The 12,811-nt window shown below is 56.2% G+C and carries 11 protein-coding genes; 10 read left to right on the top strand and 1 reads right to left on the bottom strand.

What is annotated here, in order from left to right; translation table 11 throughout:
- Positions 1-141 precede the first annotated feature (141 nt).
- Positions 142-1,080, top strand: a complete 939-nt coding sequence (locus tag ACKTSM_RS00475; protein ID WP_407875190.1) for a toprim domain-containing protein — start codon at positions 142-144, stop codon at positions 1,078-1,080.
- Positions 1,081-1,106: 26 nt separating this feature from the next.
- Complete coding sequence (locus ACKTSM_RS00470) at positions 1,107-2,213, top strand: AAA family ATPase (RefSeq protein WP_407875189.1); 1,107 nt, start codon at positions 1,107-1,109, stop codon at positions 2,211-2,213.
- A gap of 165 nt (positions 2,214-2,378) precedes the next feature.
- Here the strand turns inward: ACKTSM_RS00470 and ACKTSM_RS00465 are convergent, their stop codons facing one another.
- Positions 2,379-2,696: a hypothetical protein gene (locus ACKTSM_RS00465; protein WP_407875188.1), complete on the bottom strand. Its 318-nt coding sequence runs from the start codon at positions 2,694-2,696 to the stop codon at positions 2,379-2,381.
- A 90-nt stretch (positions 2,697-2,786) separates the two neighbouring features.
- Here ACKTSM_RS00465 and ACKTSM_RS00460 point away from each other — a divergent pair, with 90 nt between their 5' ends.
- The 8 genes from ACKTSM_RS00460 to ACKTSM_RS00425 all read left to right on the top strand — a co-directional run bounded on the left by ACKTSM_RS00460 (position 2,787) and on the right by ACKTSM_RS00425 (position 12,809).
- Positions 2,787-3,029 carry a helix-turn-helix domain-containing protein gene (locus tag ACKTSM_RS00460; RefSeq protein ID WP_407875187.1) on the top strand — a complete coding sequence of 81 codons (243 nt, stop codon included), beginning with the start codon at positions 2,787-2,789 and terminating at the stop codon, positions 3,027-3,029.
- Between the two features lie 138 nt (positions 3,030-3,167).
- Positions 3,168-3,560 (top strand): DUF2280 domain-containing protein, encoded by a 393-nt coding sequence (locus ACKTSM_RS00455; RefSeq protein WP_407875186.1) that lies wholly within the window; start codon positions 3,168-3,170, stop codon positions 3,558-3,560.
- Positions 3,561-4,417: 857 nt separating this feature from the next.
- A complete protein-coding gene (locus ACKTSM_RS00450; RefSeq protein ID WP_407875185.1) occupies positions 4,418-4,984 on the top strand; it encodes a hypothetical protein in 567 nt (188 codons plus the stop codon).
- A gap of 145 nt (positions 4,985-5,129) precedes the next feature.
- On the top strand, positions 5,130-6,674 hold the full coding sequence (locus ACKTSM_RS00445) for a type I restriction-modification system subunit M (RefSeq protein WP_407875184.1): 1,545 nt from the start codon (positions 5,130-5,132) through the stop codon (positions 6,672-6,674).
- Positions 6,671-7,822, top strand: coding sequence for a restriction endonuclease subunit S (locus ACKTSM_RS00440; protein ID WP_407875183.1), 1,152 nt, complete (start codon positions 6,671-6,673; stop codon positions 7,820-7,822). The genes ACKTSM_RS00445 and ACKTSM_RS00440 overlap by 4 nt, the downstream gene beginning before the upstream one ends.
- Positions 7,819-8,979 carry an anticodon nuclease gene (locus ACKTSM_RS00435; RefSeq protein WP_407875182.1) on the top strand — a complete coding sequence of 387 codons (1,161 nt, stop codon included), beginning with the start codon at positions 7,819-7,821 and terminating at the stop codon, positions 8,977-8,979. The genes ACKTSM_RS00440 and ACKTSM_RS00435 overlap by 4 nt, the downstream gene beginning before the upstream one ends.
- Positions 8,972-12,073, top strand: a complete 3,102-nt coding sequence (locus ACKTSM_RS00430; RefSeq protein ID WP_407875181.1) for a type I restriction endonuclease subunit R — start codon at positions 8,972-8,974, stop codon at positions 12,071-12,073. Before ACKTSM_RS00435 ends, ACKTSM_RS00430 begins: the two co-directional genes overlap by 8 nt.
- A 214-nt stretch (positions 12,074-12,287) precedes the next feature.
- Positions 12,288-12,809: a hypothetical protein gene (locus ACKTSM_RS00425; RefSeq protein WP_407875180.1), complete on the top strand. Its 522-nt coding sequence runs from the start codon at positions 12,288-12,290 to the stop codon at positions 12,807-12,809.
- Positions 12,810-12,811: the final 2 nt, after the last annotated feature.

The following is a 12,811-nucleotide window of genomic DNA, read 5'->3' as shown; positions in this document are numbered from 1 at the left end:
GAAAGGATATCGCCTTGCTCACCCTGGGCGCTGGCCGCATGTTTCGAATAACCTTCGACTTTCGGGTCAACGAGACGTCCAAGCTGCAAAAAGGCGTCATTTCAGCGCTTTGCCCTTCGTATGGTGGTGGGGGGGCGAGCTATGAGCAATGTGGTCTCTTTGTTCATCGAAGCCATGCGCGGGGCAGGCATTCACCCGTTAGAGCCGATTGGAGACCAGCTGGCCTCAGGCAAGCCGGTGCGCTTCCGGGCCGATGGTGACAAACCGGGACGCCGGAATGGCTGGGCCTTGCTACACCTCGATGCGATCCCAGCCGGGGTGTTTCGACACTACCGGCTGGGTATCCGGCAGACATGGCGTGCTGGCAGTGATGCTCACTTGCTCCCACCAGCCGAACGGCATGCAATCTGGGTGAAGGCGCGCGAAGTCGAGGCCAAGCGGCGCGCGGAAACAAAGGCGAAGCACGAGGCGGCGGCTGTAGAGGCTCTGGCGCTTTGGAAAGCGGCGAAAAGCGCGAACCCGATACACGGATATCTAAATCGCAAGGGTCTAACGCCATTCGGTATAAGGCAGGACCGCGGTTGCCTCCTGGTGCCGATGCTCGACCCGGCCTTTCGACTTTGGAACGTGCAACGCGTATCGCCCGGTGGGTCCAAGCGGTTCTTATCTGGCGGGCGGACCTCTGGCCTGTTCTGGCCTCACGCGGCGCACCTTGCGAGCGGAGAGCCATCAAAGGGGCCGCTTTTGATCGGCGAAGGCTACTCGACCCTTGCGGCGATCCATGAAGCGACCGGACACGGCGTCGTCGCCGCTATGTCGGCGGGGAATCTCGAAACTGTGGCAAAAGCCATGAGGGGACTGTTCCCAGAGAGACAAATCATCCTCGCCGCCGATGACGACCGTCACTTGGCGGAAAATACCGGTCTAAGTGCTGCGAGAAAGGCCGCCGAGACGATCAGCGGACTTTTGGCGGTCCCATTGCCGGAAACGTCCTTGATCAGTTCCGGGACCGATTTTGCCGACATAGACCGCAACGCAATTGCCGATCGCCTGGCTGCGGCCGAACCGGTGGAAGCCTAGCCATGGATGGAGCAGCGAGCGCATCCATGGATCTGGCCCAAATCGATCCAGTCGAAGCCAGGAGAGCGATAGCGGCGGCCAGCTTCAGGACGCTCGACCTCAAGAGGCTTGCCAATGTGAAGCCTTCGTTAAAGCCTTTCGTCATCCCCAAGCTGGCACCAGAAGGAGAGGTAACACTATTCACTGGGCCCGGGAGTTCGGGTAAGTCGCTCCTTGCGCAACAGCTGGCAACCGCGCTCGCGGCTGGTGTTCCGACCCTTGGCCTCAACATGCCGCAGGCACCAGCGATTTACCTCACTTGCGAGGATGACGATGATCAGCTGCACTGGAGGCAGGCGCACATCTGCGAAGCCCTTGGGGTTGGAATGGAGCGCCTCGCGGGCAAATTGCAACTGGCCAGCCTGCGTGGCGAACTCGACAATGCCTTGGGAGGGGAGGGGGCGTGTGGGGAGTTCGAACTTTCCCCGGCTTTTCACCGTCTTGCGGCCCTCGTGCGGCGAACGCGCGCAAAGCTGGTGGCGCTCGATAATGTGGCGCACCTATTCGCCGGGAACGAGAACGATCGGGGGCAAGTTACTCGCTTCGTGAACGCACTCAACCGCCTGGCGGGCGAAAGCAGTGCGGCGGTCATCCTGCTGGGACACCCTAACAAATCAGGCGACAATTATTCCGGCTCGACCGCTTGGCTGAACGCGGTACGCTCGCAATTTGTGATCGAACACGACGAGCAAACCGATATGCGGACGGTCACGGTAGGTAAGGCTAACTACACGCGTAAGGGCGCGCAACTGCGCTTTGCATGGGTAGATTGGGCTTTTGTGCTAGAGGATCAGCTAGCCCCAGATACCGCGCGCCAGTTAGCGGAGACTGCAAAAGCTCATGCAGAAAACGAAGCATTCCTTAGGTGCCTACGCGCAATGACACAGCAGAGCCGCGAGGTGTCCGACAAGGTCGGTCCGAACTATGCACCTTCTCGCCTAGCCGCCATGACCGAGGCTAACGGAGTTAGAAAGGATGCGTTCGCGCGAGCGATGGAACGTCTGTTTCATCTAGGTGCAATCGAATTGGTCGAGGTCAAGAGAAAGGGCAGCGAGACAAAGATGATCATCCGCGAGGTTCCGAGACGTGCATAGCAATTGCCCTCCGAACGCGTTTCCGAACACCATCTCCGAACGGTTCCGAACTTCCGTCCGAACGGTTCCGCTCACACACACTATATCTAAAGATATAACGGGCGGCGGCCGTTTAGCGCCGCCGCCGCTAGGCAATCAGTTGCGGGACGAAGAATGCGCTGTTCATCAAAAGAAGACCCATAGATTCGCGAAAATCGGACCTGACAGTGCCGCGATCTGCGCGTGACGCCCCCCGACGAGGACCATTGCAAATCCCAAGACGAGAGCGAGAGGTATTGCACCGAGGAGAGCGAGCCAACCGAAAGTATTTGCCATACCCCCAAGATAAGCGAGCGCACCCATACCGAACCAAAGCGACCAAAGCGGGCCGCCTGACCAGGCGCCAACTTTCCATCCCGGTTTCGACTGCGCATAAGTTGGGTAGGCGATCCCAGCGATGATCATGCCACCTGAAATCAGCAACGCCCAATCAGAAATTTCCATGATCCCCCCAAGTTTCGATCGCCGGCACCAGCCACGAGACGTTTTGGAGAGTATAGTCCGTGGTGAAATACACAACATGCGTCAGCCATCTTGGCGTTGGCACTACGTCAGGCCCCGGCCGAAAATCTGCGTCGCGCTCGCCGTGCGTCTGGTCTGTCGCTGGAGGAATTGGCCGACGAAGCCGAAATCGACAGGATATACGCCAGCACGCTGGAACGTTGCCGCTGCGCGGCAGCCGACGTGTTTGAGCGGCTGGCGATAGCGTTCAAGGTAACGCCCGCTTTGTTGCCCGAGGACGTGGGCGACGCCCAGCAACGCGGTCAGCGCTCGTAGCGAGATAACGTTGGGATGGGCCTGCGGACGTGGTATTTCTTCGGGGAATACCGGATCTGGAGCGACCCATGTTCTCGGGATCCATGCTAAAGATGGCGACCGTCGCGTTGACGTGCCAACTTACCTGGGACTTCCCCGATGAAGCGCCTATCTGAAACGATCAAGAAGCGCATCGTCGAGCATCTGGCGTGCTTCCAAACGCCTGCTGACGTGGTTGGGCTGATAGCTGAGGAGTTCGACGTCACACTGACACCGCGGCACGTGCGCGCTTACGACCCAGCCTCGTTTCAGTTCGCTGCGGCTCCCCGCTGGCTCGAGTATCATGCTGCCGTTCGCAAGCGCTATCAGCAGGAAATCGGCCAAGTTGCTATTGCTCACCGGACAGTTCGGCTGAATCGGTTGCAGCAGATTGTTGATGTGGCCTTGGAGAAAGTAGCCGAGGGGGGTGACGATTGGCTCGAGGCCGCAGAACAAGTGCGCAAGGCAGTCGAGGCGGCCGCCAAGGACGTAGGTGACTGGTATCACAAGTGACTATCGCGTTGCTTGGCAGTGCTGCGCCACAGCCGGCGAATGCCGCGTGCTGATTTCAGCTACGTGCAATTGGAGCGACGGCGCTGATATGTTCTGAACTGTTTCTTGGTCCGGAACGCCGTCCGGCAATTACAAAATGAGGGGCCCCGTTTGGGGCCTAGTTGCGGACCGAAGAGGGAGCCGAGCGCAATATCATAGGTCTAACGGCCATTCGCGAGTCCCCGAGCAGGACGCTCGCGATGTGCCGGCGCTGCACAGTGAGTCGTTCCCGACGTACTCCTTAAGGTGCCAAGGCTTTGAAGATCGATACTGACTGGTGCGACTATCATCCGCTCTTCCCCAAGACGCATGTGGGAAATGGGAGCAGGGCGGCTTTCAAGCGACGAGGCCGGCGCGCGAACACGGAACGACATCAGCCCGGTCCGCCAAATCTCCAGGGAAGCCTTCGCTGCGGCTGGTTTGTCCTAGCTCAACCCGCACTGCTTCCGAGACGTCCTTGCGCAGCTTGGTGAGCGCCTCTGCACCACACCGGAGCAGTTCAAGGCATGGCCGCAGAATATCGGACACGAGCGTGTGCTCACCACGCTGGCGAGCTACGGCGCGGTGCCAGCCGACCGGCAGGCGGAGCTGATCCAAGGGCTGGGGAGGAGAAAATGGCTCCCTCCATCGATCCGGCCCTTGTCGCTGAAGTGCTGGCGGCTTTGCAGCAGGCCAAGGCTGGCGCGCAGGACTAAATGGGCGCGACGCGGTCTGCTAAGGTCACAATAGAAAAGGAGAATTGCGACCGCCCTAGAATTTTGTAATCTTGGCAACCTAGAAAAGTGGAACTGGCAGGATAAAGGGGGAGGGGGCAAGCAATGGACAGCGTCTCGGTGGCATTCGAGCTCATGAGAATCGAGCTCGATGCCGAGGTGGAGAGCCTAAACAGTCAGGGCGCGAAATCGTTTCACGCGTCGGATTATGAGGCGGCCAGCGAACTCACCAGGAGAGGGAGCGAGCTTCAGGCCTTTCTGGCGAAGGTCGCGGCTCTCGAAGAGGAATGGCGAGCTACGTTTTCGGGCACAGTCGAAAGTGTGCAGGATGATGAGGTCATTGAGGCGACCGTTCGAAAAATTAATGCCGGCTCAAGAGCTTCGAAGACAGGGCTTCTGGTCCGCTTCCCTGATGGGAAGGTCATCGCGGAGGAAAAGGCGGCTGACACCCTTGTCGCCGTTTTGCGCCATGCTGGTCTAAGCAAAATTAGTGAGCTTGGCGTGACGGTGAACGGGGAGAATATCGTGTCTCGCACTCGATCGAAGAAATACAACGAGGCGCACGTCTCTCCTTATTTCATCAAAACGCACAGCAGCACGGCGCAGAAAAAACGACACATCGAAGAAATTTCAGATGCCTTGGGCCTCGATCTGAGGGTGGAGATCATCTAGTCGAGGGCCGAATATTGGCCCAAATTCGCAATCAGATAAGGGACTGGGGAAATGGCTGGTGGCTCTCTGATGCCAAGGCTGATTCCAATCCGGGCCCGGATTTTCGAGGGGTGGCCCGCCATTCGCTCAAGGAGGGGCAAACGCATTGACCGGCGAGCAACAACGTAACGAACTTTACCGCAGAATCTGGGCCATAGCCAACGATGTCAGGGGGGCTGTCGACGGATGGGACTTCAAGCAGTTCGTCCTGGGCGCGCTGTTCTACCGCTTTATCAGCGAGAACTTCACCGCATACATCGAAGGCGGGGACGAGAGCGTCAATTACGCAAGGATGGATGACAGCGCCATTTCCGACGCGGTGAGGGCTGATGCGATCAAGACCAAGGGATATTTTATTTATCCCAGCCAGCTCTTCGCCAACGTCGCGGCCAGCGCCAACACGAATGAGAGCCTCAACACTGACCTGGCGACCGCCTTTAAGGAGATCGAAGGCTCCGCCAACGGGCACCCTTCCGAAGAGGACATCAAGGGGCTGTTTTCAGACTTCGACACGACCAGCAATCGCTTGGGGAGCACGGTCAAGGACAAGAATGCCCGGCTCGCCAAGGTTCTCAAGGGTGTCGAAAGCCTTCCTCTCAGGTTCGAGGACAACCAAGGTGACCTATTCGGCGATGCCTATGTGTTCCTGATCTCCAACTATGCGGCCAATGCAGGTAAGTCGGGCGGGGAGTTCTTCACACCGCAGCATGTCTCGAAGCTGATCGCGCAGCTCGCGGTGCATGGGCAGGACAGCGTCAACAAGATCTACGATCCAGCCGCAGGCTCCGGCTCGCTGCTTTTGCAGGCCAGAAAGCACGTCAGCGAGCATCTGATCGAAGAGGGGTATTTCGGGCAGGAGATCAACTACACCACCTACAACCTAGCCCGCATGAATATGTTCTTGCACAACATCAATTACGACAAATTCAACATCCAGCACGGTAACACGCTGGAGGAGCCGCGTTTCCTTGACGAGCGGCCCTTCGATGCCATCGTCTCGAACCCGCCCTATTCCGTCAGGTGGAAGGGTGATGAAGACCCGACGCTGATCAACGATGATCGCTTTGCCCCTGCCGGTGTGCTGGCTCCCAAGTCCAAGGCAGACTTCGCCTTTGTCCTGCACGCGTTGCACTATCTATCGGCCAAAGGGCGTGCGGCCATCGTGTGCTTTCCGGGCATTTTCTATCGCGGCGGGGCGGAGCAGAAAATCCGCAAATATCTGGTCGACAGCAATGTCGTTGAGAGCGTGATCGCACTTGCGCCCAATCTGTTTTTCGGCACCACGATTGCGGTCAATATTCTGGTGCTGGCAAAGAACAAGACCGACACAAAGGTGCAGTTTATCGATGCCACGGGTGAAGAGTTCTTCGACAAGAAGACTAACACCAATGAGATGAGCGACGACCACGTTGCGCGCATTCTGGAGCTGTTTGCGAGCAAGAAGAATGAAGCACACGTTGCCGAGACGGTTGACCAGCAACGGGTCATCGATGCGGATTACAACCTTTCGGTCAGCGTCTATGTCGAGCCGAAGGACACGCGGGAGCTGGTCGACATCGCCCAGCTCAACGCGGAGTTGAAAACCACCGTCGAGAAGATCGACCGGCTGCGCAGCGATATTGATGCGATTGTTGCGGAGGTCGAGGCGTGAGTGATCCGAGCTCTCTTGAGAAGCTACTCGACGGTGCTGACGTAGAATGGAAGCCGCTTGGGGAAGTCGTCAAGCTAGAGAAAGGCCGACAACTCAACAAAGAGTTGCTCACGGATGACGGATTGTATCCAGCCTACAACGGCGGGCTTTCCCACTCTGGGTTTACGGATCAATTCAATTACTCGGAGAACAAAACCATAATCAGCCAAGGGGGGGCCTCAGCAGGCTTCGTGAATTTCGTCACGTCGAAATTCTACGCCAATGCGCACTGTTACGTTGTTCTGCCAAATGAAGAGAAGGTTTTGAACCGGTATGCCTATCATCTGCTGAAGCAGCATCAGAAGCGGCTAATGGGCAAGAAGCATGGCCCCGGTATACCTGCATTGCGAGCCAGCGAAATTCTGGAAATACCCACGCCAATCCCCTGCCCGGAGGAGCCGGAGAAGTCGCTGGCGATACAGGGGGAGATCGTGCGGATTTTGAACAGCTTCACCGAGCTGACCGCCGAGCTGACCGCCGAGCTTGAGCTGCGCAAGAAACAATACAACCACTACCGCGACCAACTGCTGGCTTTCGAAGAGGGTGAGGTTGAGTGGATGGCCCTGGGTGACCTGACGCGGATCAAAACAGGCCAGTCAGTCAACAAGCGGATGATCGCCGAAAATCCTGGCCAGTTTCCAGTCATCAACAGTGGCCGTGAACCACTTGGCTTCCTTGATATCTGGAACACTGAGGACGATCCAATCGGGATCACAAGCCGAGGTGCTGGAGTAGGATCAGTCACTTGGCAAGGGGGGCGCTACTTTCGGGGAAATCTCAACTACTCAGTGACGATCAAGTCTGAGAAAGTTTTGAACGTTCACTACCTTTATCACGTCCTTGAGCAGTTCCAGCCTCAGATAAAGGCGCTCTGCACCTTTGACGGTATCCCCGCCTTGAACGCGGTCAATTTGAAGAAGCTGAGGATTCCCATTTTACCGCTCGAAGACCAAGCTCGGATTGCCTCGATCCTCGACAAGTTCGACACGCTCACCACCTCGCTCAGCGAAGGCCTGCCCCGCGAAATCAAGCTGCGGCAAAAGCAATATGAATTTTACCGCGACCTGCTTCTGAGCTTCCCCAAACCAGCCAAGGCGGCTGGTGAATGAGTCAGACCCTCGAACAGATTGCGCAGACGCTTCACGAGACGGCTCAAGGTGGTAAACGAGTCCAACTGATCTACGCCTTCAATGGCAACGGCAAGACCCGTCTGTGCGCCGCCTTCAAGGAACTGATCGACCCGAAGGCCGAAGACCGCCCTGAGGATCATCGACCGAAGGTTCTCTATTACAACGCGTTCACGGAAGATCTTTTCTACTGGGACAACGACCTTCAGGGCGACGTCGAGCGCAAGCTCAAAATCCATCCGAATGCCTACACGAAATCGGCCTTTCAGGATTTAGGTCTCGACGGCAGCGTGGTCACGACTTTCCAGCGCTACACCGACCCGAACCTGACGCCCCGATTCAGCCACGACTTTTCGGAAGTGACCTTTTCGCTCGAAAGTGGCGATGATGAGAGCATCGGTAATCTGAAGATTTCCAAGGGGGAAGAGAGCAACTTCATTTGGAGCGTCTTCTACTGCGTGCTCGACCAGGTGATAAGCGTGCGAAGCGTGCCCGAGGCCGAGGATCGCGAGACGCGGCAGTTCGATGACCTCGAATATGTCTTCATCGATGACCCCGTCACCTCCTTGGATGAAAATCACCTGATCGACCTGGCGTTCAATCTTGCCGCGCTGATCAACCAAGCGCCAGAAGGTCTTAAATTCATAATCTCGACGCACAGCCCCCTGTTCTACAACGTGCTGCACAATGAGCTGAAGCTGGGGCAAAAGGGCAAGAAGGAAGGCTGCCGGCTGCTGGAGCAGCTAGAAGACGGAACCTTCAGGCTCGACATCAAGCACGGCGATGCGAATCGAAGTTTTTCCTACCATCTCTATCTTCGCAGGCTGTTGGCCGAAGCCACCGAGCAGGACAAGATTGAGCGCTTCCACTTCATGCTTTTGCGCAACCTCTACGAGAAGACAGCCGCATTCCTAGGCTATCAGAATTGGGGCGATCTGCTCGACACAGCCGAAGGCGCGGATGCACCGGGAGGAAAGCGGGGTTATCTCAATCGGGTGATCCAGTATTCCAGCCATTCCAATCTTTCCGGGGAGCAGGTGCGGGAGCCGACCACGCAGGAGAAGCAGACCGTGAAACTGCTCTTTGACAATCTGATCACCAATTACGGCTACCGACAGCAGGAGCCGCGGGATGGTTGAACAGACGAAGCCCATCGCGGAGTTGAAGAACTTCATCGTTCTCGACAAGTACACAAGCGACTGGACCGCCTCTGACCGCTACCAAAGTGAGGCTGAGCTTGAACGCGAGTTGCTCAAGGACCTGACTAATCAGGGCTATGAGTTTCTGCCCGCGCTCACCTCTCCAGAAGCCATGCTTGCCAATGTTCGCGTGCGGATTGAAGAGCTGAACAACGTCAGCTTCTCAAATTCCGAGTGGCAACGCTTCGTCCAAACATACCTCGACAGCCCCAGCGACGGGATCATCGACAAGACCCGCAAGGTCCATGACGACTACATCCATGATTTCGTCTTCGACGATGGCCGCATCCAGAACATCTACCTGTTCGACAAGGACAACATCGCGCGCAACAAGCTGCAAGTTATCAAGCAGTTCGAGCAGACCGGCACGCATCTCAATCGCTATGATGTGACGATCCTCGTCAATGGTCTGCCGCTCGTGCAGATCGAGTTGAAGAAGCGCGGTGTGGCGATCCGTGAGGCGTTCAACCAGATCCACCGCTACAGCAAGGAAAGCTTCAACAGCGAGGCTTCGCTCTACAAGTTCCTTCAGCTCTTCGTGATTTCGAACGGCACAGACACGCGCTATTTCGCGAACACCACGAAGCGCAATAAGCACAGTTTCGACTTCACCATGAACTGGGCGAAGGCGGATAATGCGCTAATCAAGGACCTGAAGGACTTTACCGCGACGTTCCTTGAGAAGCGCACGCTATTAAACGTGCTGCTGCATTATTCGGTGTTCGACGTGAGCGACACGTTGCTCGTAATGCGCCCTTATCAAATCGCGGCGACCGAACGCATTCTCTGGAAGATCAAAAGCTCCTACAACGCCAAGCGCTGGAGCAAACCGGAAAGCGGCGGCTATATCTGGCACACTACCGGATCAGGTAAGACACTGACTAGCTTCAAGGCGGCGCGCTTGGCGACCGAGCTGGATTTCATCGACAAGGTGTTCTTCGTCGTTGATCGTAAGGATCTCGATTACCAAACGATGAAGGAATATCAGCGCTTCTCGCCCGATAGCGTAAACGGTTCGATCAATACGGCGGCCCTGAAGCGCAATCTGGCAAAGAACGATCAGAAGATCATCGTCACGACGATTCAGAAGCTCAACAATCTGATGAAGAGTGAAGGAGAGCTGCCCGTCTATGGCGAGCAGGTGGTTTTCATCTTCGACGAATGCCATCGGAGCCAGTTCGGCGAGGCGCAGAGGAACCTCAAGAAGAAGTTCAAGCGCTTCTACCAGTTCGGCTTCACCGGCACACCAATCTTTCCTGAGAACGCTTCAGGAGCAGAGACAACGGCGAGCGTCTTTGGCAGCGAGCTTCATTCCTATGTGATCACCGACGCGATCCGCGATGAGAAGGTCCTGAAGTTCAAGGTCGACTATAACGATGTTCGCCCGCAATTCCGGCACATCGAAACCGAGCAAGATGAGGCCAAGCTCAGCGCAGCAGAAAACAACAAGGCCTTGCTACACCCTGAGCGGATCAAGGAAGTCTCGCAATACATCTTGGCCAATTTCCGCCAGAAGACCCACCGCACCAAGCCGGGCGGCGCAGGCTTCAACGCGATGTTCGCAGTGAGCAGCGTCGATGCGGCAAAGCTCTACTACGAGACGTTGAACAAGCTCCAAATGGGCGATGAAAGGCCGCTTAAGATCGCAACCATCTTCTCATATGCCGCCAATGAAGAGCAGGACGCCATTGGTGAAATCCGCGATGAGAGCTTCGACGTTTCGGCGATGGACAGCACTGGCAAGGAGTTTCTGAACGCGGTGATCCGCGACTACAACTCGATGTTCGTCACAAGCTTCAGCACCGATGGCAACGGCTTTCAGAACTACTATCGCGACTTGGCCAATCGGGTAAAGTCGAAGGAAGTCGATCTCCTGATCGTAGTGGGCATGTTCCTAACCGGCTTTGACGCGCCTTCGCTTAATACGCTTTTCGTCGACAAAAGCCTGCGCTTTCACGGCCTGATCCAAGCCTATTCTCGAACTAATCGCATTCTCGACGCGACAAAGGCTTTCGGCAACATCGTGGCGTTTCGCGATCTTGAGCAGGCCACCATCGACGCGATCACCTTGTTTGGCGAGAGCAACACCAAGAACGTGGTGCTGGAAAAGAGCTTCAAGGAATACATGGAAGGCTTTTCAGACGACGCGTCTGGTGCGACCAGCAGGGGCTTCAAGACAATCCTGGCCGAATTGCAGCAACGCTTTCCTGAGCCTAGCGAGATTGTGAAAGAGACCGACAAGAAGGAATTTGCAAAGCTGTTCGGCGAGTTTCTCAAGGCTGAAAATGTCCTCCAAAATTTTGATGAGTATGTCGCGCTGAAAGCCTATCAAATAGTCGACAAGAGCGATCCAGATGCAATCGAGGCTTTCAAAGCTCAGCATCATTTAGATGATGAGCAGGTCGACGAGCTAGCTTCTGTGACGCTCCCAGCCGAGCGGACTATCCAAGATTATAAGTCGACCTACAACGACATCCGGGATTGGCTAAGGCGCGAGCGGGACGCCAAGGCAACCGACGAGTCGACGGTTGACTGGGATGACGTGGTCTTTGAGGTTGATCTGCTGAAATCACAGGAGATCAATCTCGATTACATCCTGGAGCTGATCTTTGAGAAGAACCGCAATGCGAAGGACAAGAGCGATCTGATTGAAGAGGCGCGTCGCGTTATTCGCGCAAGTCTGGGTAACCGGGCGAAGGAGAGCTTGATCGTTGACTTCATCAATCAGACAAATTTGGATGCGATCGGCGGCAAGGCAGAGCTCATGGAAGCCTTTTACGAGTTCGCCCAAGGGGAACAGCGCCGCGAGTTCGAAGAGTTGGTAGCGTCCGAAAAGCTCAATCTTGAAGCAGCAAGACGATACGTTGCAAATTCTATCAAGCGAGAGTTCGCCACCGACAACGGCAACGATTTGAACGCGACTCTGCCCAAGATGAGTCCTTTGAACCCGGATTACCTAACTAAGAAGGCGTCAGTGTTTGAGCAGGTCTCAGCGTTTGTCACGAAATTTAAGGGTGTCGGGGGGGGCATATAGTTTGGTCTATGAGGGCAAGTTCGCTGATTTCTGCCAAGGCTATCGACAAGGTTCGCGAGGTCATTCTTCGCGAGTATCCCCCGTCACTGATCAAAACCGATCTTCGCGTCCAGTTTGAGACTTCAGCACTCGCTGAGCACGCGCACTTTGCAGAGATTAGAGCTTTCCATCCCAAAGAGATGGGATCGGTCAAGGCCGAAAAGGAGACAGCCGCGTGAGCAATCTCACCTTTAGCGGGACATTCCAACGTTCATCACCGGCATCTTTCGCAGATAAGGTTGGTATTCCGATCGGCTGGATCGTTGTGCACCATAGCCATATTCCAGAGAAGGCAGATCGCCGAATGGCTCATGGTGAGTGGTTCGAGGTCTCCTCCGATCGCGGTACGATCTATCGGATGCTCCGTTTCTCGCCCAACATTGTCAAAGGTGACGATCACAAGCCCGGAACGATGGTGATCGACTGGATCGGTTGGATCGATCTGCACAACCGGGATGAGGATGTCGACGCTCCCCTAAAACTAACGGTGAGCCGCGTCCAAGCGTGGAAGCGGCCGTGGGCTTACCTAAAGCATCCTGATCCCGCCGTGAGGTTGTCCGGCTGGCTAGGCTGGGCATCGGTCGTACTCGGCCTGATCGCACTGGCGCTCTCCCTCGTTGCACTCCCCTACTGCTGGATCGGCGAGCACATCGGTAGTCTAGGCCCCCCAATCGTGGGCTCATGTAGAGCGAGTTGATT

The sequence above is a fragment of the Qipengyuania nanhaisediminis genome (genome assembly GCF_045862805.1).
GTDB lineage: Bacteria > Pseudomonadota > Alphaproteobacteria > Sphingomonadales > Sphingomonadaceae > Erythrobacter > Erythrobacter nanhaisediminis_A.
Note: the sequence above shows the minus strand (reverse complement) of the source record. Positions and strands in the feature narration are given on the sequence as shown.

Bases quoted from the DNA above. Each gene is read 5' to 3' on its own strand.
- ACKTSM_RS00430 (WP_407875181.1), top strand. From the start codon at position 8,972: ATGGTTGAACAGACGAAGCCCATCGCGGAGTTGAAGAACTTCATCGTT.
- ACKTSM_RS00470 (WP_407875189.1), top strand. From the start codon at position 1,107: ATGGATCTGGCCCAAATCGATCCAGTCGAAGCCAGGAGAGCGATAGCG.
- ACKTSM_RS00455 (WP_407875186.1), top strand. From the start codon at position 3,168: ATGAAGCGCCTATCTGAAACGATCAAGAAGCGCATCGTCGAGCATCTG.
- ACKTSM_RS00435 (WP_407875182.1), top strand. From the start codon at position 7,819: ATGAGTCAGACCCTCGAACAGATTGCGCAGACGCTTCACGAGACGGCT.
- ACKTSM_RS00475 (WP_407875190.1), top strand. From the start codon at position 142: ATGAGCAATGTGGTCTCTTTGTTCATCGAAGCCATGCGCGGGGCAGGC.
- ACKTSM_RS00465 (WP_407875188.1), bottom strand. From the start codon at position 2,696: ATGGAAATTTCTGATTGGGCGTTGCTGATTTCAGGTGGCATGATCATC.
- ACKTSM_RS00450 (WP_407875185.1), top strand. From the start codon at position 4,418: ATGGACAGCGTCTCGGTGGCATTCGAGCTCATGAGAATCGAGCTCGAT.